Origin of the sequence: Psychrobacter celer (assembly GCF_016107555.1) — a bacterium.
In the GTDB taxonomy this organism is placed as follows: domain Bacteria; phylum Pseudomonadota; class Gammaproteobacteria; order Pseudomonadales; family Moraxellaceae; genus Psychrobacter; species Psychrobacter celer.
This window is the reverse complement of sequence record NZ_JABASU010000010.1, coordinates 1-25,342: the sequence shown is the minus strand read 5'-3', so window position 1 is coordinate 25,342 and position 25,342 is coordinate 1. Positions and strand designations below refer to the sequence as shown.

The window sequence follows — 25,342 nt, the reverse complement described above, 5'->3', positions numbered from 1 at the left end:
TCGCTTTATAATAGGCGCTATAGACAATAAAACAGCGGTTGTTTTGCTATAGATAACCGTCATTGGTTATATTAAAGACATTGACTGCTTTATCATGGTAGTTTTCATGCCACATTTATCCTGCTAAGTGACGATATAGGACCTCGCTTTCATGCAACAGTTTCAGTCCTTACAGCGCTTATTGTTATTTTATGTCCTAACGTTGCTGGTGATGCTAGTACTGTATTATGTTATGTTGTTTGATGGTATGAGGCAGTATCAACAGCAGCACAGCGTCGATACTTTTTTTACCTTACAACACGAGCTCACTGAGCATGCTGTGCTACGAAACGATGAGCTAAAGGGGGTTTTGGCGCATCCGGCACTTAACGGCATCAGCTATCAGCTTATCTTTATGCTGCCCTCCGGACAGACATACATTCATCGTGATACCCGTCCGAACGAGCCTGCGTTTTCGACAGTGACGTTCCCGACTGTCAGAGCCTCTGCTCAGAATAATGGCGCTTATACGCTCAATGCGCGCAATCTGGCGGGCACCATTGAGCTAGATAGTGGCCAACGGATATATATGATATTGCGTCATAAGCCGCTTGATATCGACTGGACCTCTTATAAATACTGGTTGCCACTGATGGCAGCCATTGCGTTGTTTATCACTGCACTGCTATACATGCTCAAGCGACGCACCAACTGGGAGCAACTATTACGTTATACGGATAATTTGAGTGATAATGCAAAAGAAGCCTATACCCCGCCGCCATTTTTAGAAAGCCAATCGACTGCGGAGTTTTTACGCTTAGGTCATGCGCTCGGCCGTATCAATTATCAGCTACACAACGACTATCGCCGCATCAAAACCCTCAAGCACCGTCTTGAGCGCCTGATTGAGCAAGCACCATTACCGATGGCAATGATCATGCGCCACGGTCAAATCAGTTTTTTTAACCAGCGTTTTGAACAAGTCTTTATCAGACCTGCGCACAGCAGTGGCAGCGAGCAGCTGACAGACTTTGTCGCTGGCAAAGACGACCCCACCCAACAACTGCTACAAAGGCTGGTTAATCTGCGCGTCACGCGTACGCTAACGGTGCTAGGAATAAAAGACCAACAAACCTATCAGCTGCATGTGACGCCATGGTTTGGTGAGCACGGACAGGTGCATGGCTTTACCGTTTTGCTCAATAATATCAATGAACTGGCCAGCCAAACAGAGCAGCTACGGCTAAAAAACCAACAATTACAACAAAAAATCGATGAGTTTAGCGAGCTGCGCTCCATCATGGGGCGTAAACTGCGCCTACCGCTGGAGTCTTTGATAGACACACTCGAGCCTATCGACCCTAGCACCTTGACCGACAAGCAAAACCACACGCTTGAGACACTGATAAAAACCAGTCACTATATGCTCACCACGCTCAACGACATGCTAGATATTGGCGATATAGAGGTTCGAAAAACCCGCCTGAGCATAGCGCCTGTCGATATTTATAAGCTTGGACAAGAAGTGGGTGACGCGGCCGTAGATCATGCGCGCCAGCAGGGGCTAGAGTTTATTTATTTCTTTGATCCAGAGTGTCCTCGTGTGATCGATACAGATCATACACGCCTGCGCCAGATACTCTTAAATCTACTTCACAATGCAATCAAGTTTACTCCCTCAGGCTACGTCGCCTTGGCAATCGATGCTATCAGTCCTGAGCAAGTATCTCAAATCAATAAAGGCAGCCTACTACCGATCAATGAACAGGTAAAAGCGCAGCAGACGCACTACTGGGTACGTTTTAGTATCAAAGACTCAGGCACAGGTATCGATATCGCCAAACAGCATCAGTTATTGAGTTATTTTAATAAACAAAGCCCGTCCTTTCAGCAACACAACAACCTCACTTATTACCATGGTATCGAAGCGGGTTTGGGCTTAAATAACGTCAATAGTTTTGCCCGTTTGCTTGGCGGTTTTATTGAGCTAAAAAGCGCGGTCAATAAAGGCAGCACCTTTAACCTCTATCTGCCTTGTCGGCAGCCAAGTTATCAGCCGATTTATCACCCACACCAGCACTTACAGCATATTCATCTTATCGCCGTGGTCAACCAGACCTTGCTGGCCGATTACTTGCGCCGCTTGTGCCACTGTTTATCAATTCCAGCGACGATCTATACCGATGTTGATAGTGCCACCATCGAGCACTTGGCCGAGCGGCTTGGCAAAGACGCCCAGAGCCTAGCGCCCATCTTGTTATTGGATTATGAATACTATACTGACCACACCGCCATAAACCTCTCTGACCCAGTGGCAGAGCAAAGCGACAAACTGTCCGCCGAGACCTCTATCAACGAATCGAAGACCGCACCAAAGAGCTATGCATCAAAGACACAGGCAACCAAAGAGCGCCTGATACTGGCCAGCAACGATAGATGTCAAGCACTACATGACTTATTGTCTAAAAAATCACTGCCTAAGATTTTGTGTAGCATGAAGCCTGAGCGCCGTATTCCCTCTGTCCTGCTGGATCAATGCGATGGTTTTTTATTAAAACCCTTAGAGAGCGCCTTCCTGCTCTCTGAGCTGACACGACTGACGCTACCTGTTCGGCAAACCTTGACCACCCAAACGCCCAAAAACGACATGACGGTGGCCGCGCCCCTACACAAGGATGACGTAGAGCCGCTGATACTGGTGGTAGAAGACAGCCCAACCAATCAAAAAATTGCCTGTAAAATCTTAAGTAAACTGGGTTATCGCAGTATCGTAGCAGAAGACGGCCAACAAGCGCTTGAGCAGCTAAAGGCGCAGCGGGAGGATATCTCGCTTATTTTGATGGATTGCCGTATGCCAGTTATGGACGGGCTACAAGCCACGCAAGCGATTCGCGCGCAAGGGGATGATATTGCAATCGTCGCCCTAACCGCGAACAGCTCAGACGAGGATCGCGACGCTTGTATACAAGTGGGTATGGACGAGTTTTTATCCAAACCTATCAATAAGAAAAGGCTCGAGGCTGTGCTAAAACATCTGATAAAACACTAAAATCCCGCTTACTATATCTATATCTGTATCTATATCCAAAAAAAATAGCGGGTTAATATCAAAATATTAACCCGCTACCTGACTGGCCTTTGTGCGCATCGTATAGTAAAAGCAAGGCTGATAAAATTTTTTGTAGCCTCTGTCAGCAACGGCACAGCACGCCAGAAAACGTTTATCAGCCTTGCTGGTTAATCAATACCTGACTCTTTTATTTAGAATCGACGATACCTACGCTTTAGCTTATCACTACTTCATAAAACCATTATCGGCTAAGAATGCCTCAGTGATTTGGCTTTGCGGACTTGGTGGGTTTATGTCACCAGCTTGCGACTTATTTAACAGACGTTCCAAATAGCGGGCGACGATATCTACCTCGATATTTACCTTACTGCCGACCAGCCAGTGTTTGGCGATATTGGTCACTTGCGCCGTATGCGGGATGACATTGAGACAAACCACATTGTCACGTACTAGGTTGGTGGTTAGACTGATGCCATCGACGGTGATAGAGCCTTTGGTCGCGGTATAATGCGCCAGCTCTTTTGGGATCTCAATCTCGATATAGATAGAGCGCGCGTCTTGTTGCAGTTTACTAACGCGGCCGACCCCATCGACATGACCTGCGACGATATGACCACCAAAGCGCGTGGTGGGTAGCATCGCTTTTTCCAAATTGACGATATCCCCAGGCTTTAGGGTTTCTAATGCAGTACGAGCAATCGTTTCACGTGAAACATCGACAGAGTAAGATTTATCGCCAATCTCTACCACAGTGAGGCAGATACCATTTGAGGCAATAGAGTCGCCCAATTTGACATCACTAAAGTCTAGCTCGTTTGACTCTATCGTCAAGCGTATGTCACCGCCGGTAGGCTGCATGGACGTGACTTTTCCAACACTTTCTATAATTCCAGTAAACATAGAGACCTCGTATCCTAATTTTTTGCTGTTATAAGCGTTTAACAATAGTGACGATTATTACAATGGTATCCAATAGATGATAAATGATGACTACTTATCAATAAACAATGAACGAGCATTGCTTTTATCTAAATATTTCCTAAAAGCACTGTCTTTTAAGCGTATAAGGGGATAAGTTGTGGATAACTAACAATAAATCAAGCCCGTCTGCGATAAATCCTTATTTTATACAGAGTTATCCACAAACCTTTGCATTTTTACTATTACACTATCAAAAGCATAACATCAACGTAAGTATATGATTTTTATTAATTATTTATAAAATAAACAGTAAATTAAGGCCTTTTTAGTTTCACATGAAACAGAGTTATACACAGTTCCATGTGAAACAGGTGCACCCTTCAGGCAACGCCACTATCTAGATACCTATTTCACCCTTTATCTATAGGGCAGGTATCTTGACCTTAGTATTCAAAGCTTGTGGATAAGGTGTTTATAACTTATGGTCTATAAAGGATACAACGTCAGCTTAAGATCAGGGCCGAGTTGCTCATGGCCGCTCATTTTAAAACGTAATTGTTCAGATAAAGACAGCGGATGAAAATTCACCATCGGCCGCGCCGCTGCACCCAACAGACAAGGCGCTTGATAGACAATCAGCTCGTCTACCAGTTGTTGGTATAAAAAACTACCTGCGACGCTAGCACCCGCCTCTACCAATACATCATAGCATTGATGCTCACTGACCAGATGCCTTAATAGCTCGGCTAAATCGTCCTTACGCCAATACAGCGTATCTGCGCGGCGGCATAGTTGGTATTCTGATTGCGCGTTGTGCGCTAAGCGCTGACGTCTATCGAGTACGACCACCTTAGGAGCCGGAACTTGCTCAGCCGGCACGCCTAACTGAGTAGAGCGCACGTTGAGCTGTGGATCATCAGTAACGATGGTCTCACTGCCAGTGATAATAGCCCCACTTAGGGCGCGAAGCTTTTGTACGTCCTCACGAGCCGCTACCGAGGTAATCCATTTTGACTCGCCTGTCGCCATCGCAGTACGGCCATCGAGACTGGTGGCAATCTTAAGCCGAACGTAGGGCATCTGGGTGCGCATCGCCTTTAAAAACCCATGGTTTAATGCTTCTGCTTGCTCTGTCAATACGCCAACAGTGACTGCAATGCCGGCTTGCTCTAACAGCTGTACGCCGCGCCCCGCTACTTGCGGATTAGGGTCGAGACCAGCTATCACCACCCGCTGTACGCCTGCTTTTATCAGACCTAAAGCACAAGGCGGCGTACGTCCTGTATGGCTACAAGGCTCTAAAGTCACATAGGCGGTGGCACCAACCGCTTGCGCACCAGCATCTTTGAGGGCAAACACCTCTGCATGAGGCTGGCCTGCCTTAGGATGAAACCCTTGCCCGACCACCATTCCTGCCTGAACAATCACGCAGCCTACCGCCGGATTGGGTCTTGTGGTATATAGTCCTTGCTTGGCTTGCTCAATCGCCAGCATCATAAAATAGCGGTCTTGTGTAGCTTGCGCATGGTTAGAATTCGACATAATAATTGGCTTCATTTATAAAGAATATGTAGGGTGTGTTGAACATTCAACCATGGCACTGACAGAGACTATTTTTCATTGGGGCGAATATTGGCAATCTCTTGATGAAACGCATCGATATCCTGAAAATCGCGATAAACACTGGCAAAGCGTACATAAGCGACATCGTCCAGTGTCTTTAGCTCACTCATGATGATCTCGCCCAGCACCTTACTACTAATCTCGCGCTCCCCCATTTGCCTGACGCGCTTTTCGATTCGGCTAATCATTGCCTCTTGATCATCAATGGTGATGGGGCGCTTTTGTAGCGGCAATAAAATAGAGCGGCGCAGCTTTTCGTTGTCATATGGCTCAATCTTGCCGCTAGATTTGATGATACGCGGCATCACAACCTCCACCATCTCAAAGGTGGTAAAGCGCTCTTGGCAGCTATTGCACGAGCGGCGGCGACGCACCTGCGCACCCTCTGCCGCCAGACGCGAGTCAATCACTTTGGTATCTGACGCGTTACAGTAAGGGCAGTGCATAGCGTTTCCTTATTTTGATATTAAGAATACATAGCGTCATTTATGAGGCTGAGTTTGATAGCTGACGTACTTTTAAAAGTTGATACGCGAACTTAAATAGCCAATCAGTAGCATTATTTGCCAATACAAAAACTACCAAATATCTTACCTAGTAAGTCATCAGCACTAAACTCTCCGGTGATCTCACCGAGGCTTAGTTGTGCTTGACGCAGGCTCTCAGCCACCAGCTCCCCGGCTTGAAAGATCGTCAGCTGCTCATGCGCTTCTGTTAAGTGCCCAGCTGTCCGTCTAAGCGCATCTATATGACGCGTACGGGCGATGAGGCTATTCTCTGGTGGATGAAAACCAACCTTAGCACACAATGTCTCGATCAATGTCTCGATACCAGCGCCTGTTTCACATGAAACATTGACTTGCTCATAACCATGCTGAGTAATTTCGTTTTGTGAGCTCGCCATTTGCGCTTTATCGTGGGCATCAGTGAGTAAGTCGCTTTTATTGGCGATAATCAGTAGTTTTTTGGCTTCTGGGAGCTTGCCAAATAGCTGCTCTGCCAGCTGTAGCGGTGTGCTGTCTTCTGCAAGGTCGCGGCTGACATCGTAGACCATCAGTAGCATATCGGCTTGTGTGATTGCGGTACGCGCGCGCTCAATTCCGATGCGTTCGACAGTATCGTCGGTATCGCGCAGACCTGCAGTGTCGGTGAGATGCAAGGTCAGGCCGTTGAGGACGACGGTCTCTTGTAGCGTATCTCGCGTGGTGCCTGCCACATTGGTCACGATGGCGCGCTCTTGCCCTGCCAGACGATTAAGCAAGCTTGATTTGCCCGCATTAGGCCGCCCTGCCAACACCACATGAATCCCATCGCGTAACAGCTGGCCTTGTTTTGCCGTTTCCAGCACTTGCCGGATTTTATCTTGCGTTTGCTCAAGCTTGTCTTGAATCACGCCATCCGATAAAAAATCAACGTCCTCTTCATCAGGGAAGTCGATGGCAGCCTCGACGTGCAAACGCAAATGAATAAGTTGCTCTAATAGCTGATTGATCTTTTGCGAAAACTCGCCGCTGAGCGAGCGGATGGCACTATTGGCAGCAGCGGCACTGGTTGCATCAATGGCATCAGCGATTGCTTCTGCTTGCACCAGATCCAATTTATCATTATCAAAAGCACGATAAGAGAACTCCCCTGCACCCGCTTGCTTGGCACCCAACTCAAATACGCAGGCGAGCAGCTGGTTTTGCAAAATCATGCCACCATGCCCTTGCAGCTCGATCACATCTTCACCTGTAAACGAGTGCGGGCCTTTGAAGTACAGCACCAAGCCTTCATCAACGATGGTACCATCCGCTTGATAAAATCGGCAAAAACTGGCCATGCGCGGTGTAAATGCTGTCTTGCCCGTCAGCTGACACGCAATATCATAGGCACGCGCACCTGATAGCCGTATCACGCCGACACCGCCGCGCCCAAGCGGCGTCGCAATGGCGGCAATCGTAGCCAATCCTGATGGATGAGGCGTATTAGATGTAGCAGGTACGGCTTGCGCCAGCTCAAAAGAATCCACAATCATTCTCATTTGTTAAAAGTCCCATTATAGACGGCTAAAGAGCGACTGACAAAGCCAAACTTAATATAGCAAATCTTGCGTTTACCGTTGTATGACAAAGTGATTGTAAAATACTAACAAATAAAAAAACCACCGCCGCTGCGATGGTTTTTAATGAAAACTAAAAACGTGAAGTGATTTAATCAAGTACTTTAGCGGTACGACGTTTTTGTTCTTCTTCAACTTTTTTGTTGACGATATATTGCTGCGTCATACTAAACAAGTTGTTCACCGTCCAATAAAGCACCAAACCTGCTGGGAAGAACAGCATAAAGGCGGTAAAGATAATTGGTAAAAACTTCATTACCTTTGCTTGCATCGGATCAGCTGGCTGCGGGTTTAGCTGCTGCTGTACAAACATCGATGCACCCATCAACAATGGTAAGATAAACCAAGGATCCATCGCCGAGAGATCTTGGATCCACAAAATCCAAGGCGCGTGACGCAGCTCCACACTCTCAACCAATACCCAGTACAAGGCTAAGAAAATCGGCATTTGCAGCAAGATAGGCAAACAACCCGCCATCGGATTGACTTTTTCTTCTTTATATATTGCCATCATCTCTTGCGACATTTTCATGCGATCGTCGCCGTACTCTTCTTTTAGTGCCTGCAGTCTTGGGGCGATAGCACGCATCTTCGCCATCGAATAGTAACTTTTATTCGAAAACCACATAAGAGCGATCTTCACCAAAATCGTCAGAACAATAATTGACCAACCCCAGTTGCCAATGACTTTATGAATGCCATCAAGAATCGCAAATAAAATCTTAGATATTGGCCACAATAACCCATAGTCAACGGTCTGATTGAGCCCTACGGCGACTTCTTTAAGCTCAGACTGCACCTTTGGTCCTGCGTACAAGGTTGCATTGAGCGTCACTTGCTTGTTTGGCGCGACATTGACAGGCTGGCTATTAAAGCCGATAAAGTAGTCGTTACCTGTCGCGCGGCTAAAGAACTTACCCGTGAAATTGTCAGGCGTCCAAGCAGAAACAAAGTAATGCTGCACGATACCCACCCAGCCTTTGTCACTGGTAGTAGTCAGCTCACCGTCGTTGAACTTATCAAACTTTAGCTTATTATAAGGGTCGTCAGGCGTACCCCAAGCACCGCCTAGATAAGTCGCCATGCTGAGCGCGCCTTTATCAGACATACCAGGATCTTTGCTGTCATCACGCTTGAGCTGCGCAAACATTTGCCCTTGCCACGCATTGTTAGAAGCGTTTTGGATTTGATAACTGATATCGATCGGATATTTATCATGGGTAAAAGTAAAGGTCTTAGTGATCGTTACGCCATCTTTTTTGTAAGTGAGCGGTACCGATAGCGTCTGCTGGCCTGCTTCCATCACATAGTTATTGGCAGTGTGGCTATAAACCGCGCGACCTTCTGCGGTGTCGATACCATCTTGGCCAATCAGACCCGACTGCGCCACATATACCCGATTGTTATTATTCTCTAATAACACAAAAGGCTTATCACTATCGAGTGTTGCATCATACTGTTTGAGCGCAGCATAGACGATATCGCCGCCTTCTGGATTGATTTTTATATCATAGCGATCTGTGGTGACTGTGATTAGACCTGCGTCTGTCACTGGCGCGTCAGTGACGCCGCTCGCATCTACAGGCATCGTCTGTACTGGAATGTCACCTGCTGCACCAGTGGTAGACGGGATGTCAGCACCCACTGAGGTGATAGTTTCTGGCACCGTATCTACAGCTGGCGCATCGGCATAATCATCTCGCCATGCCAAAATCAGCAGATAAGCGGTGATTAGCATCGCAATGATGATCATCACCCGAAATATCTTTTGCATAAATCTTTCCTAGATTGAAAAATTAGGGAATGAAAAATCAGGCATGTATCATGACCACCGCACAGTATTCACCCGTGTTTGAAGCGGCAATATCAGTAGTCAATCACATAAAATGTTCATCATTTTACTAAAAAACCGCTCTAAATGATACAAGAGTGTGGATAACTTGTGGGTAACTAAAGCGTTATCCTCAGCCAGTCCAAGCGCAGGTTTGCTCAGAGCACGCTCATTAAATGATTTAAACGTGAAACATAGCTTGTAGTGTCTTTAAATACATACAAACCTTGAGCAGTATGCCGAGCAGGGGATAAGTATTGATAATGATAACTAGACAACGGTAACGGCACAAAATCAACGCCATGTCCGCCTAAAGGATGACAGCGACTTAGGCGCTTTAGTAGCAGCCAGCTACCCGACCACCCCCCATGCCATGCCAATGCCTGCTTGCCATAGTTAGAGCACGTTGGATAATAACGACAACGCGCCGGTATGATAGGGCTTATTATCTTTTGATAAAAAACAATAAAATTATAAAGAATACTATTTACTTTTTTTATTAAAAATTCCATTTTATTTTTTTTCTATTTTTTTAAAAATATTATTTATTTGATTTTTTAAATCTGTATTATCTACACCTTTTAAAGGCTTTTTTATTATAAAAACAATATCTTTATTTTCTAGATTAAAAGACTTGATACGAAACTGCTCACGTATTTGGCGCTTGATTAGATTGCGCATCACGGCCGTGGGCACTTTCCGCTTGGTGATCGCCATACCTACGCGTGCACCTTCATGCGTGTTAGTACGTACAAACGCCATCAAATGGCTTTGATGAAGTTTACGCTCTGGCGCATCAAACACCTCTTTGAACGCTGTAGGCGTGAGCAGGCGCTGCGCTTTGGTAAAGCGAGCATTGGGGGTCACTAAAGCAGTATGGGACATAATCAACCTAGTTTTAGAGCTTAAGATGGTAGCAAGAATAATAGCGTAAATATCAAAGCAAAGTATAGAGACAAAAAAAGCGCCGATATCGGCGCTTTTAATATATGACGATGTGTTAGTTGTGAAGACTGACTATCGCAATCTATAATTAATAGAAACACAACAAGCACATATGGCCATGCTTATCGCTATCTACTGATTATACAGTAAGGCGATGACGTCCTTTAGCGCGGCGACGGGCTAAGACCTGACGGCCTTTTTTAGTTGCCATACGTGCACGGAAACCGTGAGTACGTTTACGCTTGATCACGCTTGGTTGGAATGTACGTTTCATAACTCACCTATCAAAATAATGGGACTAAATTCGTAATAGCGGAGGATTATACCATTCCCTATTATTTTGGTCAATAAACTAATTTGCTTTATGACATTATCGTTGAATCCGGTAAAGACCTCTGTTCGTCTCAAATAATTTAGATATTTAAACATAATTTATCTAGTAGTAACTGTCATCCAAACAGATATTCAAGGATCTCAAAATCGTTTAGTTATCCACAGTTTTCTGCCGACTCCATAATAATTAATTATTAATATATATAGATATTGTTGTTATTGGGGACGGTTTTTTCTGTTATTAACTTGTTATTTCTATTTTATATCAGTAGCTTGTACTATGGGTAAGGTTGTGGATAACTTGTGTATGAATTATGGATAACTGAATGTTTTTACTTATCCCCAAAAGTATCCACAGTCTTATCCCCAAAATAGAGGATGTTATCCACAGGCGATTTGTGGTAGATTATCACCTTGTTTGGCGGACAAGAGACAGCATGTGGCTGTCTTTTTATTTGATTATCAAAAGCGAGCAAAAATGTCGATGCTGGTAGTAGCGAAAGGCTTGCCTCTGGTGTCAGTTTGCTAGGGATTTGATATTAACGAGGTAATGGGTTTCATGATAGATACAGCCACTATTTGGGATAAGTGCCTAAATGACTTGCGTTACAGCGTCAAGGACAACGTATTTACCATGTGGTTACGGCCACTGTCAGCGCATCAAGAAGCTAGTAGTTTAATTATTCTTGCGCCCAATGATTATTTTGTAACTTACATCAAAAAAAATCATTTACAAGATATTCAGCAGCTGGTATCTAAGCACAGCCAAGGCAGTATCGAAGAAGTGGTGGTGCGTGTAGACAATGCTGGTCGTCAGGTAGAAGATAACCCACAAGCGCAGTCAGGCTCTCTGTTTGTAGAGGATATCCCCTCCCCTACCCTTACTGACCAAAATTTTCAGACCGCGCATCATCATATGGCAAAGGCTGACATCGATACCAATACGCGTCAGGCAGAATTAATTGGCTCTGCTGATGCAAAATCGCTTAGTTATCTCAACCCTGACTTCACCTTTGAGACCTTTGTCACTGGTAAGTCTAACAATTTGGCCTACAAAGCCTGTTATGAGCTTGGTAAGCGCCAGTCAAAAAACCGGCACAATCCTTTATTTATATACGGGCCTTCTGGGTTGGGAAAGACGCATTTAATGCATTCCGTTGCACATCGCTATTTAAAGAATAATCAAAGTTTTTATTACTTCACTTCCGAAAAATTTATTAATCAATTAGTTTATTCGTTAAGAAATAATAAAATAGAAGATTTTAAGAAAAAAATAAAAAAAGTAGATTTGTTGATTGTAGATGATATTCATGTATTGGCTGGAAAGACAAAAAGTAGTAATGAGTTTTTGACGTTATTTGCTGACTTCACAAGTGGAGATAAACAGCTGATTTTGGCATCTGATAGACACCCCTCACAGATGACAGAGTTTGATGAGCGCTTTAGGTCGCGCTTTTCTTGGGGGCTGACGGTGGCTGTTGATCCACCTGAGATTGATACACGTGTACAGATTTTGCAGAAAAAAGCGGCTTCTTATGGGATGACGTTGCCTAAAGAATGTGCGCTGTTTATCGCGCAAAACGTCGTCTCTAATGTTAGGCGTTTAGAGGGCGCCCTAAACCAAGTATTTGCCAATGCCAACTTAACTGGCGCGCAAATCACACTAGAGATGGTGCAATATGCCCTAAAAGATATCGTTGCCATGCGTGTACAAGCAGTCAATATGGACAACATCCGCAAAATCGTCGCTGAATATTATGATGTGACGGTAAAAGACATCATGGGGCGCAAGCGTACCCGCAGTATCGCAAGACCGAGGCAGGTAGCCATGGCTTTGTCACGTGAGCTGACGGGTGATAGTTTTCCAGAGATTGGTCAGTCGTTTGGCGGCCGTGACCATACGACAGTGATGCATGCTTGTGATAAGGTCAATGAGCTGCGTGCAGCAGACCCAGCGTTTGATAAGGATTACAAGACGCTAGCCCTTATGTTACAAGCAGGTTAGCAGCTCTCAGTCTTACTATGTTTTAGCGCCATGATATGGTTTATACTATAGTCAACCCGACATAACACTGGCATGTTTTATGTCATAGGCTACTGGTCTTTATTTTTTGCAGCCTCTGTCTGCTTCGGTACAGAACGCAAGAAAAATGAATACCAGTAGGACAGCACCTATTTTAAAATAGTTTAATTCTATCAATGTCTAGGCAGACGTATGCTTTATAGATTATCGTCAGTAGACAGGGTATGATTAAGCCACTATTTGTATAGTTGATTCACTGTAAAAGCGATACAGTGCAGCTGGTATAATTTTGCCCAGCATCTGTCAGCGTAGACACAGCAAGCAAGGAAAGTTTGTACCAGTTGCACGTTCATATGAGTGTATCGATTTTATTTCGAACTGACTGTAGTTTGTTTTTTGTAAAAAAAGAATCCTTTAAATAAGAGTAACTAAGCATGCAATTATCGATTAATCGAGAGTCGTTACTAAAAGCTATTAATTTGATCGCCAAAGCTGCTGATAAGCGCCACAACATGGTCATTTTAGGCAATATTAAGTTGCAGCTATCTGAGTCGCAGCTGATCTTGACGGCGTCTGACCTAGAGGTCGAGCTGACATCGACATTGAAATTGCCTGCCGGTGCTTGTGTTGCTGCAGGGACGACCACGTTACCTGCCACTAAGTTAAAAGATATTTGTAAATCGCTGCCAGCTCAAGCTCAGATCAATTTGACCACGCAAGAAAACGAGCGCTGTTTGCTGACCAGCGGCAAGAGCCGCTTCACTTTGGGCACCTTGCCAAGTGAAGACTATCCAAGCCTAGGCAATCCAGAGAACATCACGCCGCTTATCATCAGTCGTAGCCGTCTGACGGATCTGATTCACAAGACTCAGTTTGCGATGGCTATCCAAGATGTGCGTTACTATTTGACTGGTATGTTGTTCGATGTCTCTCAGCAGCAGCTGACCACGGTGGCCACCGATGGGCACAGATTGGCATTGGCACGTAGTGTGATCGATGTCAGCAGCGACCTAAATATGCAAGCTATTTTGCCTCGTAAAGCGGTCATTGAGCTTGAGCGCTTGGCCTCTGAGCTGGGTAAAATGCTGGGTGATAAAGACAATCCTGTCACCCTAAGCTTTGGCCGTGAGTTTTTGCAAGTCAGCTTGCCATTTGGTGAGGTGGATAGTGCAGGGCAGGTCAGTGATGATCTGGTAGTGACTTTTACTGCGCGCCTGATCGATGGTAAGTTTCCTGATTACCGCCGAGTCATGCCGAGCAATACGGATAAGTTGGCGCTGTTTAATCAAGAAAAAATGACAGAAGTACTGCGCCGTGTGGCGATTTTGAGTAATGAAAAATCTCGCGGTGTGGTCTTTAATTTTGCCACCGACGGTATGGTCGAAGTACGCGCCAACAATGCTGAGCAAGACGAAGCGGTCGAGGTGATTCAGGCGAAATATCAAGGCGAGCCGATGGAGCTGTCGTTTAATGCCGCGTATCTACAAGATGTATTGGGCGTCATCCAAGGCGATGTACAAATGCATATGAGTCAATCCAATGCCTCGGTGTTGGTCAATCAGCTAGGTGATGAGTTTCATCAGTATGTGATTATGCCAATGCGTATTTAGTGTTCGCAGTTTATTCCTACTAAAAACAACGTGTATGTGGTTTTAACGGTGTTACTAAGGCTGTTTTTTGCCAATTTAGATCAAAAACAGGCCTTAGTAAACTCTAAACTTTCGACTCAAATTAATTCTCAAACCCTTCTTTACCAAACGTTTATCTGCTAAATTAAGCGTTTTTAATAGGCGGCTGTCGCTATCATGATTGAACGTCTACAAATCTCAAATTTGCGTAATCTTACGCAGGTCAATTTGCACACTGCCGCCTGTAATGTGATGATTGGTGCCAATGGCAGCGGCAAAACCTCGTTGCTTGAAGCTATATTTTTGTTGTCCAGAGGCAAAAGCTTTCGCCATCATCAGCCTAAACGTTATATTCAGCATCATCAACACACTGCTACCGTTCATGCGCGCTTGAGCGATGGCAATACATTGGCGATCCAAAAGCAAGCCGATGCCACAACGCTGCTGCGGCTCAATCAAAGCACCGTCTATAATCAAAGCATCTTGACTGAGCAACTACCGACACTATTGATTGATCCTTCTAGTATGGACATGCTAGAGCAGGGCAGCGCCAGTCGTCGCCAGTTGTTAGACTGGCTAGTGTTTCACATGAAACAAGGATTCCACCCGCAGTGGCTGGCCTATCAGCGCCTGCTAAAACAGCGCAATAGTTTATTAAAAAAAAGTAAGCATTTAACGCACGTACAGCTTACTGAGTTGAGGTCTTGGGATAAAGGGCTTGGCAATCATGCCGCGCTTATTCACCATTATCGTCAGCACGTGTTTACAAAGTGGCAACCTTACTTTGCCGACAGCATCGCTCAGCTGTTGCCGAGTTACGCCGAGCAGCTGAGTCTAAGCTACCATGCAGGTTACGATACTGATGTGGCGCTAGAGGTACAACTAGGTGAGCGCTTAGAGCAAGACTTGCAGTTGGGCTATACCCGTATCGGCAATCATCGCGCTGATATCCATGTCCATTGGCGCTCTAATGACACCGTAGCAACCAACGATACCATGCTACCTGACAAGCTACCTGCTGGCTCAGGCAGCAAGCAGGTAATTACTGACACCTTACCGATACTAAAAGAGCAGGCGGCAAACGTCTTGTCTCGCGGCGAAAAAAAGCTACTCATCACCGCGCTACGTTTATCACAATTGCCTTTATTATTACAGACGGCTAGCACGACACAAGCAAGTACCAATGAAAACGAAAGAGTGCTCACTGCCACACCAGTGGTACTACTTGATGATATCACCGCCGAGCTAGATGAGAGAGCGATAGAGATATTATTATCCACGTTAGCCAAACTGCCTTGTCAGGTGTTTATGAGCAGCCTGACCGCTGATATCGCGCCTATGGTCAATGATTTGTGGTCAAACCCTATGATGTTTCATGTGAAACAAGGGCAGGTTTTGCCTCTCTAATAGCGCTAAATCTTGTCAAACAGCCGAAATGAGCTTAACTATATCATCTGCGTTATTTTCTGATTTGATTCTCATGCTCAACAGCACTTTATCTCATTTTTATGATCATTTTGAAATGAGAACACACCATAGGTATTTATTAAAATACCGTCCACCCTAGTATGACCGTCCAAAGCAATAAAACGACCAGTAAACAGTGACTTAGAGGCAAAAAAATGCTAAAATAAGGCTTTATTTTTGTCCTGTTCTCAGCAAGTTGTTTTGTAGCGTCACGCAGTGATTTTACAGTTTTTAACTGTCTTTAAGTTTATGATAATAAATATGTTTTATTTACTTCTTTAGCTTTGATAAGACATAAAAGAGCAGAGGTTAATAGCAAGAAAATAAAACATGGTTTTTAAGCTTGGCTTAAAGTAAGAAAGCTTTTATAAGGTACTGACGACTCGTACTTTGGCTCACCGACATAGCGCTACTGGTGTTAACTCTCCAGATTGGATTTGACATGATGTCATGCGGCTTCATCGTAGTGATGGGTCAATGGCAAACGGCTGATGATGGCTAGATTAAGGAATGCACATGAGTGATTCATTACCTAACGACCACGAGCAACTGACAGTCGGCAGCGTTGCCTCAACGACTGCTACAGCGGAAGGAGTGCCTTCAGACTATAGCTCCAAAGATATTCGTGTACTTCGCGGCCTAGAGGCGGTGCGCGTACGTCCTGGCATGTATATTGGTGATACCGATGATGGCACAGGCTTGCACCATATGGTCTTTGAGGTGGTGGATAACTCTATCGATGAGGCGCTCGCCGGTCACTGTGATCAGATTGATATTATTATTCATGAAGATGAGTCGGTTAGTATCATGGACAACGGGCGCGGCGTGCCTGTCGACATCCACCCTGAAGAAGGCGTGTCGGCCGCTCAGGTGATCATGACGGTACTACACGCTGGTGGTAAGTTCGATGATAACAGCTATAAAGTCTCGGGCGGCTTGCATGGGGTCGGCGTTTCAGTCGTCAACGCTTTATCAAAAAAGTTGGAGATGAATATCTGGCGTGAAGGCTATCATTACCATCAGACTTATACCGATGGTGTGCCTGATGCCGATATCGAGCAACTAGAAGCGACCGATAAGACCGGCACACAGATTCGTTTTTATCCTAGCGATGAGGTGTTTACTGGCACCATCTTTGAGTACGACATCTTAGCTAAACGCTTACGCGAGCTGTCTTTTCTTAACTCAGGTGTGCGCATTGTCTTGACTGATGAGCGTATCGACAAGCGTCATGAGTTTGAGCACAAAGGCGGCTTGTCAGAGTTTGTCAGCTATATCAACGCAGGTAAAGAAGGTATCAACGAGGTCTTTCATTTTACCAGTGAGCAAGACGACGGTATCGCGGTAGAAGTGGCGCTGCAATGGACGGATACCTATAACGAAAAGGTGTTTTGTTTCACCAATAACATCCCGCAGCGCGACGGCGGTACGCATTTATCAGGGTTTCGCTCAGCGCTCACGCGTGGTCTAAACAGTTATATGGACCGCGAAAATCTGTTTAAGAAAGAAAAAGTCGCGGTCAGCGGTGATGATGCACGAGAAGGGTTAAGTGCGATTGTTTCAGTGAAGGTGCCTGATCCAAAATTCTCTAGCCAGACCAAAGACAAGCTGGTATCAAGCGAAGTCAAGTCAGCAGTCGAATCGGCGATGCATGATAAATTTAATGATTATTTGCTTGAAAACCCAAGTGCGGCTAAAGCGATTGCCAATAAGATTATCGATGCCGCTAGAGCCCGTGATGCTGCTCGCAAGGCACGTGAGATGACGCGCCGCAAGACTACGTTAGATATCGCAGGTCTACCTGGTAAATTGGCAGATTGCCAAGAAAAAGATCCATCACTATCAGAGCTCTACATCGTGGAGGGTGACTCTGCGGGCGGATCGGCAAAGCAAGGCCGTAGCCGTAAAACTCAGGCTATCTTGCCGCTTAAAGGTAAAATCTTGAACGTCGAGCGCGCACGTTTTGACAAGATGCTATCGTCAGCTGAGGTCGGTAACTTAATCACCGCACTTGGCTGTGGTATCGGACCTGATGAATATGACCCGGATAAAGTTCGCTATCACAAAATCATCATTATGACTGATGCTGACGTCGATGGGTCACATATTCGTACGCTACTGCTGACCTTTTTCTTCCGTCAAACGCCGGAGCTGATTGAGCGTGGTTATATTTATATCGCACAGCCGCCATTGTATAAAGTGAAAAAAGGTCGTCAAGAGCTGTATTTAAAAGACGATGAAGCACTAAAAGCTTATCTATTGTCCTCAACGATTGATAATACCAAGCTGCACGTCTCTGAAGATGCGCCAGCGATTACTGGTCAAGCGCTTGAGACACTGCTTAACGACTATAACCAAACGCAGCTGATAAAAGCCCGTTTGCAGATACGTTTCCCTGCCGTGATTTTGGATGCTTTGACGCACACGCCCAAGCTAAATACGGATATGACGTATGATAAGTCAGCGATGCAGGAGTGGCAGGCGCAGCTACAAACTCAGCTGAATCAATTCGGTGATGAGCTAAGCCCTGAGATTGAGCTGGTCAATATCCATGAGCCGCAACCAGAAAATATGGACGCTGCTGCCGCTGATCTGCTGGGTATGACCCCCGCATTGACTGCTGATGAGAGTGAGGCGGCTGATAGCGATGCCTTATCGACCAAGGCCCAGTGGTTACCGCGTATCACGGTGTATGTGCATCAGCTGGCGCATCATTACTTGCTCGATGCCAGTTTTATCAATTCGAGCGAGTATAGCAAGCTGCTGCGTTTATCAGCGGAGTGGAATACTCTGTTAGAAGATAGCGCCTTTATTCGCCGTGAAGCGGGTAGTGGTACTACTAAAGATATTCCGATACGCGACTTTGATTACTTATGGCAGCAAATGATGCTCGATGCGCGCCGCGGCCTAGCTATCCAGCGCTACAAAGGTCTAGGTGAGATGAATGCTGATCAGCTTTGGGACACTACGATGGACCCAGAGAATCGCCGTATGCTACGCGTCACCATCGAAGATGCCATCGCTGCCGATCATATGTTCACCTGTCTAATGGGCGATCATGTCGAGCCGCGCCGCGTGTTTATCGAGGAAAACGCGCTTACAGTGTCTAATCTTGATATCTAATCTTTAGCGTTTATACAAAATACCGCTTTGGTTTCCAAGGCGGTATTTTTTTAATAATAAGTTTGTTTCACGTGAAACTTTTATAAGTAAATTGTCATAAGCTGGCAATTATAATTGATGGACATCAGATGATTGAAGTACTGTTACTCGCTATTGCGCTAGCGATGGATGCATTCGCAGTTGCGATTGGACTGGGCGCTAAATCGCAACAACAAAACCCACGCTATACCTTGCGTTTGGCTATTTATGCAGCGTTATATTTTGGTATTGCGCAGGGTGTGATGCCACTTATCGGCTATTTGCTGGGCGCGGCACTGTTAGGTTGGCTGGCTGCTGCTGCGCCTTGGATCGGTGGATTTATTCTCATCGGACTGGGTAGCAAGATGCTCTATGAAGTCTTTTTGGCAGATGAGGAAGAGACCGTAGATAAGGGGCTGCAAGTAAATAATGAAGCGGCTGCTATAGACGATAGCCGAAAGAAAAACATCAGTCATCGCACCATGTTTACTCTGGCGATTGCCACCAGTATCGATGCGATGGCTGCTGGTTTTACACTTAACCTGTTGGCGCTTAATGCGTGGCTTGCTTGTGTAATCATCGCGATTGTCACAGCTGTTTTTAGCGCTATCGGCATCTACTTGGGCAAAAAATCAGGTACCTATCTTGAAGATAAAGCAGAAGCGCTCGGCGGCTTTGTACTTGTACTCATTGGCTTAAAGGTCATGTTTGTTGGCTAGGGTATGCTCTCAATTCAATCTATATAGTCATCTAAATGGATTAAAAAAACCGCTTTGATAGCCAAAGCAGTTTTTTGTTTCACGTGAAACGATATCATCATTTTTTAGCGATAATTACGCTTCGTTAGTATCAAAACGCCAAGCTAAGACCCGCGTGTTCTTTTGACCTTGGCTCATCTCAATAATACGCATTTGCGCCACATCAATATTTTTTAGTAGCTGCTGCAAAGGTTTCACGTTTTCAGACTTTGAGACCAAACTGGTAAACCAGCCTACATGCGCAGCAAACTGTTGGCTTTCTCTTATCATATTACTCAAAAAAGCAATCTCGCCGCCCTCACTCCACAATTCTTTATGTTGACCACCAAAGTTAAGGTTTTGCGCGGCATTGCCTGACTTTGTAGAGTGACGACTGATTTGCGCGCTTTCGTTTTTGCCGCGATGGCGCTGCAAGTTGTGCTGCTTGCGGCTATTGGCGGCCATGGCCTCGTCTAATGAAGCATGAAAAGGCGGGTTGCATATGACGACGTCAAAATAGTCTTGACGACCGATAATATTTTTAAAGATATGCTTAGGTTCAGGTTGCAGTTTGACCTTAATCGCGCCTTTGAGCTTAGGATTGGCTTGGCTAATTACCGTCGCCGTATTCACTGAGACCGGATCGATGTCGCTCGCGGTAAAGCGCCAGCCATAGCTTTGGCTGCCAACAATAGGGTAGATAGCACTGGCACCAGTGCCGATATCAAGTGCATGAATATCTTTGCCTGTAGGCGGCGTATTGTCTTCGCTCACATGAGTAGTCTGCGCCAACAAGTCGGCAATATAATGAATGTAATCGGCGCGTCCAGGAATCGGCGGGCACAAATAACCTTCAGGGATATCCCAAAACTTGACGCCATAATAGTGCGCGAGTAGTGCTTGATTAAGCACACGTACGGCCTTGGCGTCGGAGAAATTAATCGTTGGCTCGCCTTTCGGGTTGGTAATTGTGTAATCGGCAAGTTCAGGTAGCGCGCGGGTCAATAGCTCAAAATCATAGCGACCTTGATGCGGATTACGCGGATGCAATTGACCGAGTTTTTTCGCGGTCTCAGGCGAGCGGTTTCTATGCGCTGTATGGGGCTTATTAGGGTTTGGTCTGCTAGTCATAGTAGTAGTAGGCTATAAAGTCTGAAGATAACCGTCTAGTTTAGCAGATTTCATCAACGCTAAATGGTTTATCGGCTACGGAAGATCAGGTTTAAGCCCAATACAACCATTGCTGTACCGAGTACGCGATCTATCCAATGCTCAAAACGCTGAAAACGTTTGAGGATGACAGGAATCGACAATAGCATCACCACCGTGCTAAACCAAGCCATCTGTAATACCATCATCCATACACCGTAGATAGAGAGTTGCCAAAGCGGAATATCGGGTGATAATACTAAAGTAAATATAGCGACAAAGTAGACTGGCGCTTTGGGATTAAAAACGTTGCAAAAAAAACCTCGGCGCAGAGTAGCAAAGCTAGATTCAGTTTTATCTGTAACATTGCTATTACTGTTGCTATTAACATTATTAGTAAAAGTGGTCGTTTCTACTGGTTGTTTGGGTTTAGCGCCAATTCCTTGCCAACCTAGATAAATAAGATACGCGCCGCCCAACCATTTAATAGCGGTCAATAACGGCTGTGAGTGGGCAATCACTGCCGCTAGTCCTAGCACCGAATAAATAATATGCACGGCTAGACCTAAGGTAATCCCTAAGCTACAAATCAACCCGGTACGTCGACCTTTGGTTAATGTTTCACGTGAAACTAAGACGAAATCAGGGCCAGGGGAGGCCGCTGCTAGCAAGTGCACGCTAGTGATAAGCAAAAAACCGTGCCAAAATTCCATAAAATGCTCTAGTGGTTACTAAGGAGTATCGTAAGATTAATAATAGTGGCAGCTATTAATTTTAAGGTCAACTGCTACCGATGCTAGTGCTTTTCGTCTTGTGTTATAGGGTAAGGCTGTCTATATTAAAAGTCAGTAGCATTATTTTAAAAATGAGATCACACCCTACGATAACGACAAACCTAAAAAGGATATAACCATGACCACCCAAAACGATACAAGCAATCGCATCACTTATGAAACTGACGGCTACATTTGTCTCATCGGGCTTAATCGCGCCGACAAACGCAATGCCTTTGACAGTCATATGATCAAACAACTCTCCGAGGCGTTAACAGATTATGAGAACGACGATAATCTACGTTGTGCGCTCATCTTCGCACATGGCGAGCACTTTACCGCTGGTCTTGATCTGATGGAGCTGCAAGACAAATGGGACAAAGGCGCGTTTGAATTTAGTGACGATGAAATCGATCCATGGGGTATCGGCGGTAAGCTGCGCACCAAACCTGTCGTGGTGGCGATACAAGGCACGTGCTTTACCGCTGGGATTGAGCTGATGCTTAACAGTGACGTGGTTATCGCTAGTAGCAATTGCAACTTTGCGCAGATGGAGGTGCAGCGCGGTATCATGCCGTTTGGCGGGGCGACGGTACGCTTTGTTGCGGCGGCAGGCTGGCAAAAAGCCATGCCGTACTTGCTGACAGGTAAAAACTTTGACGCGCAAACCGCCGACAGACTAAACCTAGTCAGTGAAGTCGTACCCAATGGTGAAGAGTACGAGCGCGCGCTAACGATTGCCAAAGAGATTTGCAGCGCCGCGCCACTTGGGGTAAAAGGGCTACTATCCTCCGCGCAAGATGCCAGCCGTAATGGCGCAAAGTCAGCTCTGGCCAATATCCACAGTTATCTGCCGCATTTATTTCATTCAGAAGACGCAAAAGAGGGCGCAATGGCGATGGTTGAGCGCCGCGAGCCTGAGTTTAAGGGTGGGTAGAGACTCGTAACGCTACCGAACGCATGATGTAAAGCTTTCTTTAACCGTATGACCAAGGACAATACCAGTGCAATATAACTTCGACGAAATCATCGATAGACGCGGTACGGGATCACTTAAGTGGCACTATAGTGACGATACCATTCCGCTATGGGTCGCCGATATGGACTTTAGAGCAGCGCCGCCTATCTTGGCTAGCGTACAGCGTGTCGTAGATCATGGTATTTTGGGTTATACCAAACCGACTGATGCTTTGTATAAGGCGATTATCAACTGGCACGGCAGTCGTTATGATTTGCAGTTGAATAAGCAAAATATTCTATTCTCGCCGGGCGTAGTGCCAAGTCTAGCGCTAATGATGCAGATATTTACCGAAGTAGGCGATGCGGTAATGGTCAATGATCCCATTTATACGCCGTTTATAACTAAGGTGCAGCAAAATAAGCGCACGCTTGTGATGTCTGCGTTAAAGGAAGTCGAGGGTAAATACCAACTCGATCTAAAAGATATCGAAGCTAAAATTATCGAGCATAAGGTTAAGCTATATCTATTATGCAACCCGCACAATCCGGGCGGGCGCGTCTGGACTATTGATGAGCTTAAAGCACTACTTGCGCTATGTAAAAAGTATGAAGTAGCGATCGTCAGCGATGAGATTCATCAAGATTTAACCTTGACTGATCATACGTTTACGCCTTTCTTAAAGTTAGCAGAAGCGGCAGGTTACGCGCACAAGGTGGTCAGCCTGACCTCCATGACTAAAACCTTTAATATCGCGGGTATCAAAGGTTCAATGATTTTTGCTAAAGATGAGACGCTGAGCAAAAAAATCAGTCAGCAGCAAAATTTAAATGATGAATATGAGCTGAATTTATTTGCTTATACGGTGATGCAAAGTGCTTATGAAGAGGGCGGAGAATGGCTTGAACAGGTACTGGCTTATATTGAAAAAAATATTGAGATTACGCTAGAGTTTTTAGCAGGGCATCTGCCAGATATCAAGGTCATGCACCCAGAAGCCTCGTATTTGATTTGGCTCGATTGCTCGGCGTACTTTGATGACGATCAAGTGCTGTATGACAAGCTGCGCGCGGCGAAAGTTGAGCTAAATTCTGGTATCAAATATGGCCGCGAGGGACACCTTAAAATGCGTATTAATGTGGCGTGTCCTGAGGCACTGCTGCTTGAGGGGTTAAATCGAGTTTATGCGGCGTTTAGTGGTGTTTAATCTTAATACTTTTTACATAGAGAGTTTTATAAAATATTTTAGAAGACTATTGTAGTTTAAAGGTTCATAAGTACATTTATGGTTTGTTCACTCCATTAAAAAAGCCAAAGAGGGTTATATGTTTCTCAAAGAAAACTTGCTTCTATCCAACTGTGACTCTACTCGTGATTTGAAGTTTGAGGAGCTTTTGAAGCGATTTTTGACAGGATTAACCTTTGCTAATGGCATTATAGTAACTCCAAACATGCTGATCGATAGCAACCATATATTGAAAGTTTTGGATAGAGGTAATATAACTAAGTATTTAAAAGAGGATGGGCAAGGAAAGCTGATAATTAGAGGAGTGAATTTTGATGGTAGCATGTGTCTTGTCGAATATTTTAAGCAACTTCCTGATAGTTATATTATCTCGAGCCTAGAGCGTAAACCCAAAAAATCTGATATTACCAAGGATGAGCTCGATAATATCTTAAGAAAAATTGATACAATTCAGAAATTGACTCGTAGCTTGACGCCTACATTTGAAAAGGCAGAGATAGCCAGTCATTCGTTAACTCATAAAATAATACCTGTACTACAAAGCTCGGATCATATGTATTTTACTTCTGAGCACATTAGACCTCTTGCAAAAGTACCGTTTTATTGACCTTCGTTGACGGAGTATCAAAGGCTAGCAATGACTTATGCAAGAGATCTATTAAACAAGAGTTTTTAGAAAAATGCCAAATATTGAACTCTAGGTCACAATGGTATCAGTTAACAGACAAGTATTTTAAAATAAATAATAGCGATATCCCTTCTCAGCAGTTTAAAAATGAAATTATAGATCCAGCCTACAACTCGCTATTCGCTAACGTGGGAGAGGGTTTTTTACAAGATAATATACGATATATAGATAAAGTGCCAAAAGCATTTTTAGAAGCGAGCATGCACGTAAAGTCTTTAAAAAAAGAAATTGACTACATAGGATATGCTATGAAGTTATATGAAATAGTATCTACCTTAGGTACTACCGAAATTGCAAAGTTTTTGACAGATGAAGCGGTAGGATATATAGAAGATAAACTGATAGAAAAAGGTCAAGAACAGTTTACTAGAAGAAATTGGTTTGGCATGTATCCCATTATGCAAAAGAAAATTGGTTTGGAGATTAAGTGAAAACTGTATACGAAAATCCTTGGTTTAAAGTATTACAAGAAAATCAATACCATTTTATAAAAGAGCAGGGATCGAATAACGGCGCTATTATTATTGCCAAACTAAATGATTTGTTTTTATTTGTTCGAGTATTTCGACAAGCTCATCAAAGCTATATTATAGAGCTGCCGAGAGGTTATGGGGAGATTAATGAAACTTCTGTAATGGCTGCTATCAGAGAGTTTCAAGAAGAAACAGGTTATATAGGGGCTGTATAGAATTGAGGAACCATTGAAAAAAATAAGCAACGCCTTACTCT

At 44.8% G+C, this 25,342-nt stretch carries 21 protein-coding genes; 11 read left to right on the top strand and 10 right to left on the bottom strand.

Annotation, left to right across the window (positions count from 1 at the left end):
- Positions 1–151 precede the first annotated feature (151 nt).
- The gene (locus tag JFC05_RS06515; RefSeq protein ID WP_198336275.1) at positions 152–3,028 is read left to right on the top strand and encodes a response regulator; all 2,877 of its coding nucleotides are present in this window, start codon (positions 152–154) and stop codon (positions 3,026–3,028) included.
- A gap of 246 nt (positions 3,029–3,274) precedes the next feature.
- On the opposite strand, the gene JFC05_RS06510 is transcribed toward JFC05_RS06515, so the two are convergent.
- From JFC05_RS06510 to rpmH, 8 genes are all read right to left on the bottom strand, one after another.
- Complete coding sequence (locus JFC05_RS06510) at positions 3,275–3,949, bottom strand: riboflavin synthase (protein WP_198336274.1); 675 nt, start codon at positions 3,947–3,949, stop codon at positions 3,275–3,277.
- A 507-nt stretch (positions 3,950–4,456) separates the two neighbouring features.
- Complete coding sequence (gene ribD, locus JFC05_RS06505) at positions 4,457–5,512, bottom strand: bifunctional diaminohydroxyphosphoribosylaminopyrimidine deaminase/5-amino-6-(5-phosphoribosylamino)uracil reductase RibD (protein WP_198336273.1); 1,056 nt, start codon at positions 5,510–5,512, stop codon at positions 4,457–4,459.
- Positions 5,513–5,580: 68 nt separating this feature from the next.
- The gene (gene nrdR / locus JFC05_RS06500; protein ID WP_198336272.1) at positions 5,581–6,039 is read right to left on the bottom strand and encodes a transcriptional regulator NrdR; all 459 of its coding nucleotides are present in this window, start codon (positions 6,037–6,039) and stop codon (positions 5,581–5,583) included.
- A 113-nt stretch (positions 6,040–6,152) separates the two neighbouring features.
- Complete coding sequence (gene mnmE, locus JFC05_RS06495) at positions 6,153–7,610, bottom strand: tRNA uridine-5-carboxymethylaminomethyl(34) synthesis GTPase MnmE (RefSeq protein WP_227697446.1); 1,458 nt, start codon at positions 7,608–7,610, stop codon at positions 6,153–6,155.
- 175 nt (positions 7,611–7,785) lie between these two features.
- Positions 7,786–9,468 carry a membrane protein insertase YidC gene (gene yidC / locus JFC05_RS06490; RefSeq protein WP_198336270.1) on the bottom strand — a complete coding sequence of 561 codons (1,683 nt, stop codon included), beginning with the start codon at positions 9,466–9,468 and terminating at the stop codon, positions 7,786–7,788.
- Between the two features lie 215 nt (positions 9,469–9,683).
- Positions 9,684–10,037: a membrane protein insertion efficiency factor YidD gene (yidD, locus tag JFC05_RS06485; protein ID WP_198336269.1), complete on the bottom strand. Its 354-nt coding sequence runs from the start codon at positions 10,035–10,037 to the stop codon at positions 9,684–9,686.
- A 1-nt stretch (position 10,038) separates the two neighbouring features.
- Entirely contained in the window at positions 10,039–10,410 is a 372-nt protein-coding gene (gene rnpA / locus JFC05_RS06480; RefSeq protein ID WP_198336268.1) for a ribonuclease P protein component, read from the bottom strand.
- Positions 10,411–10,609: 199 nt separating this feature from the next.
- Positions 10,610–10,744, bottom strand: a complete 135-nt coding sequence (gene rpmH / locus JFC05_RS06475) for a 50S ribosomal protein L34 (RefSeq protein WP_007394757.1) — start codon at positions 10,742–10,744, stop codon at positions 10,610–10,612.
- A 618-nt stretch (positions 10,745–11,362) separates the two neighbouring features.
- Between rpmH and dnaA the strand changes: the two genes are divergently transcribed.
- The 5 genes from dnaA (at position 11,363) to JFC05_RS06450 (ending at position 19,781) form a co-directional block, all read left to right on the top strand.
- The gene (gene dnaA, locus JFC05_RS06470; protein WP_198336267.1) at positions 11,363–12,808 is read left to right on the top strand and encodes a chromosomal replication initiator protein DnaA; all 1,446 of its coding nucleotides are present in this window, start codon (positions 11,363–11,365) and stop codon (positions 12,806–12,808) included.
- A gap of 452 nt (positions 12,809–13,260) precedes the next feature.
- Complete coding sequence (gene dnaN / locus JFC05_RS06465) at positions 13,261–14,436, top strand: DNA polymerase III subunit beta (protein ID WP_075101301.1); 1,176 nt, start codon at positions 13,261–13,263, stop codon at positions 14,434–14,436.
- 195 nt (positions 14,437–14,631) lie between these two features.
- Complete coding sequence (gene recF / locus JFC05_RS06460; RefSeq protein WP_198336266.1) at positions 14,632–15,861, top strand: DNA replication/repair protein RecF; 1,230 nt, start codon at positions 14,632–14,634, stop codon at positions 15,859–15,861.
- Positions 15,862–16,437: 576 nt separating this feature from the next.
- Positions 16,438–19,044: a DNA topoisomerase (ATP-hydrolyzing) subunit B gene (gene gyrB / locus JFC05_RS06455; protein ID WP_198336265.1), complete on the top strand. Its 2,607-nt coding sequence runs from the start codon at positions 16,438–16,440 to the stop codon at positions 19,042–19,044.
- Between the two features lie 128 nt (positions 19,045–19,172).
- Positions 19,173–19,781, top strand: a complete 609-nt coding sequence (locus JFC05_RS06450; RefSeq protein ID WP_198336264.1) for a manganese efflux pump MntP — start codon at positions 19,173–19,175, stop codon at positions 19,779–19,781.
- A 114-nt stretch (positions 19,782–19,895) separates the two neighbouring features.
- Here JFC05_RS06450 and rlmF read toward each other — a convergent pair whose 3' ends face one another.
- Together rlmF and JFC05_RS06440 are read right to left on the bottom strand one after the other, a co-directional pair.
- On the bottom strand, positions 19,896–20,930 hold the full coding sequence (gene rlmF, locus JFC05_RS06445; protein WP_198336263.1) for a 23S rRNA (adenine(1618)-N(6))-methyltransferase RlmF: 1,035 nt from the start codon (positions 20,928–20,930) through the stop codon (positions 19,896–19,898).
- Positions 20,931–20,998: 68 nt separating this feature from the next.
- Positions 20,999–21,661, bottom strand: coding sequence for a LysE family translocator (locus tag JFC05_RS06440; RefSeq protein WP_198336262.1), 663 nt, complete (start codon positions 21,659–21,661; stop codon positions 20,999–21,001).
- Between the two features lie 199 nt (positions 21,662–21,860).
- Here JFC05_RS06440 and JFC05_RS06435 point away from each other — a divergent pair, with 199 nt between their 5' ends.
- From JFC05_RS06435 to JFC05_RS12895, 5 genes are all read left to right on the top strand, one after another.
- Entirely contained in the window at positions 21,861–22,658 is a 798-nt protein-coding gene (locus JFC05_RS06435) for a crotonase/enoyl-CoA hydratase family protein (protein WP_198336261.1), read from the top strand.
- A gap of 67 nt (positions 22,659–22,725) precedes the next feature.
- A complete protein-coding gene (locus tag JFC05_RS06430; protein WP_198336260.1) occupies positions 22,726–23,886 on the top strand; it encodes a MalY/PatB family protein in 1,161 nt (386 codons plus the stop codon).
- A gap of 118 nt (positions 23,887–24,004) precedes the next feature.
- Positions 24,005–24,532 carry a hypothetical protein gene (locus JFC05_RS06425; RefSeq protein WP_198336259.1) on the top strand — a complete coding sequence of 176 codons (528 nt, stop codon included), beginning with the start codon at positions 24,005–24,007 and terminating at the stop codon, positions 24,530–24,532.
- Positions 24,529–25,044 (top strand): hypothetical protein, encoded by a 516-nt coding sequence (locus JFC05_RS06420; RefSeq protein WP_198336258.1) that lies wholly within the window; start codon positions 24,529–24,531, stop codon positions 25,042–25,044. The genes JFC05_RS06425 and JFC05_RS06420 overlap by 4 nt, the downstream gene beginning before the upstream one ends.
- Positions 25,041–25,301 carry an NUDIX domain-containing protein gene (locus tag JFC05_RS12895; protein ID WP_198336257.1) on the top strand — a complete coding sequence of 87 codons (261 nt, stop codon included), beginning with the start codon at positions 25,041–25,043 and terminating at the stop codon, positions 25,299–25,301. Before JFC05_RS06420 ends, JFC05_RS12895 begins: the two co-directional genes overlap by 4 nt.
- Positions 25,302–25,342: the final 41 nt, after the last annotated feature.

Excerpts from the sequence above, each read along its gene's own strand:
- ribD (WP_198336273.1), bottom strand. The coding sequence starts at position 5,512 with ATGTCGAATTCTAACCATGCGCAAGCTACACAAGACCGCTATTTTATG.
- JFC05_RS06440 (WP_198336262.1), bottom strand. The coding sequence starts at position 21,661 with ATGGAATTTTGGCACGGTTTTTTGCTTATCACTAGCGTGCACTTGCTA.
- yidD (WP_198336269.1), bottom strand. The coding sequence starts at position 10,037 with ATGGAATTTTTAATAAAAAAAGTAAATAGTATTCTTTATAATTTTATT.
- rnpA (WP_198336268.1), bottom strand. The coding sequence starts at position 10,410 with ATGTCCCATACTGCTTTAGTGACCCCCAATGCTCGCTTTACCAAAGCG.
- JFC05_RS06435 (WP_198336261.1), top strand. The coding sequence starts at position 21,861 with ATGACCACCCAAAACGATACAAGCAATCGCATCACTTATGAAACTGAC.
- JFC05_RS06515 (WP_198336275.1), top strand. The coding sequence starts at position 152 with ATGCAACAGTTTCAGTCCTTACAGCGCTTATTGTTATTTTATGTCCTA.
- JFC05_RS06510 (WP_198336274.1), bottom strand. The coding sequence starts at position 3,949 with ATGTTTACTGGAATTATAGAAAGTGTTGGAAAAGTCACGTCCATGCAG.
- nrdR (WP_198336272.1), bottom strand. The coding sequence starts at position 6,039 with ATGCACTGCCCTTACTGTAACGCGTCAGATACCAAAGTGATTGACTCG.
- dnaN (WP_075101301.1), top strand. The coding sequence starts at position 13,261 with ATGCAATTATCGATTAATCGAGAGTCGTTACTAAAAGCTATTAATTTG.
- rpmH (WP_007394757.1), bottom strand. The coding sequence starts at position 10,744 with ATGAAACGTACATTCCAACCAAGCGTGATCAAGCGTAAACGTACTCAC.
- JFC05_RS06450 (WP_198336264.1), top strand. The coding sequence starts at position 19,173 with ATGATTGAAGTACTGTTACTCGCTATTGCGCTAGCGATGGATGCATTC.
- yidC (WP_198336270.1), bottom strand. The coding sequence starts at position 9,468 with ATGCAAAAGATATTTCGGGTGATGATCATCATTGCGATGCTAATCACC.
- rlmF (WP_198336263.1), bottom strand. The coding sequence starts at position 20,930 with ATGACTAGCAGACCAAACCCTAATAAGCCCCATACAGCGCATAGAAAC.
- dnaA (WP_198336267.1), top strand. The coding sequence starts at position 11,363 with ATGATAGATACAGCCACTATTTGGGATAAGTGCCTAAATGACTTGCGT.
- JFC05_RS06425 (WP_198336259.1), top strand. The coding sequence starts at position 24,005 with ATGTTTCTCAAAGAAAACTTGCTTCTATCCAACTGTGACTCTACTCGT.
- gyrB (WP_198336265.1), top strand. The coding sequence starts at position 16,438 with ATGAGTGATTCATTACCTAACGACCACGAGCAACTGACAGTCGGCAGC.
- mnmE (WP_227697446.1), bottom strand. The coding sequence starts at position 7,610 with ATGATTGTGGATTCTTTTGAGCTGGCGCAAGCCGTACCTGCTACATCT.
- recF (WP_198336266.1), top strand. The coding sequence starts at position 14,632 with ATGATTGAACGTCTACAAATCTCAAATTTGCGTAATCTTACGCAGGTC.